Below are 520 nucleotides of genomic sequence, written 5' to 3'. Positions count from 1 at the left end.
TTATTTGACCGCAGGCGCGATCTACCTGTCGATCAGCATGATTGTTGCCGTCATAAGTCGGAACGCCGAGCGGCACCTTAACCTGGGGGAGCGTTGAGGTGCTCTCAGAATTTCATGTTCTTACAGACCATTGGCCCGAGATATTCAATGGGCTTGCACTAACGCTCTACACCTGGCTAACCAGTGTGGTCATCGGCGCCTTTCTTGGGCTTGCCATCGCCCTTTTGCGGCAGGAGGCGCCACGTCCGATTGCTCTTGTCATTGACGGCTATGTTGGCCTGTTTCGGGGCACGCCCTTTCTGATCCAGCTCTTCCTCCTCTACTATGGTGGGCCCTTCGTCGGGCTCAGCTTGCCGCCGGTTGTCGCCGGCATCGTTGGCCTTTCGCTGTATGCATCCGCCTATTTCTCGGAGATTTTTCGATCGGGCTTCCAATCCGTGCCCCTCGGTCAGACAGAAGCGGCTGCGATCTGCGGGTTGACGAAGACCCAGACATTGTTGCGGGTAACGCTGCCTCAAAT

At 56.5% G+C, this 520-nt stretch carries 1 protein-coding gene; it reads left to right on the top strand.

The window, feature by feature from the left end; all coding sequences use genetic code 11:
• Positions 1-98: 98 nt before the first annotated feature.
• A partial coding sequence (locus EN935_RS39725) for an ABC transporter permease subunit (RefSeq protein ID WP_127374439.1) occupies positions 99-520 on the top strand: 422 nt, incomplete at its 3' end.

It is taken from the genome of Mesorhizobium sp. M7D.F.Ca.US.004.03.1.1 (genome assembly GCF_003998635.1).
Classification (GTDB): domain Bacteria; phylum Pseudomonadota; class Alphaproteobacteria; order Rhizobiales; family Rhizobiaceae; genus Mesorhizobium; species Mesorhizobium loti.
The sequence above is the reverse complement of the archived record's forward strand: the minus strand, read 5'-3'. Positions and strand labels throughout refer to the sequence as shown.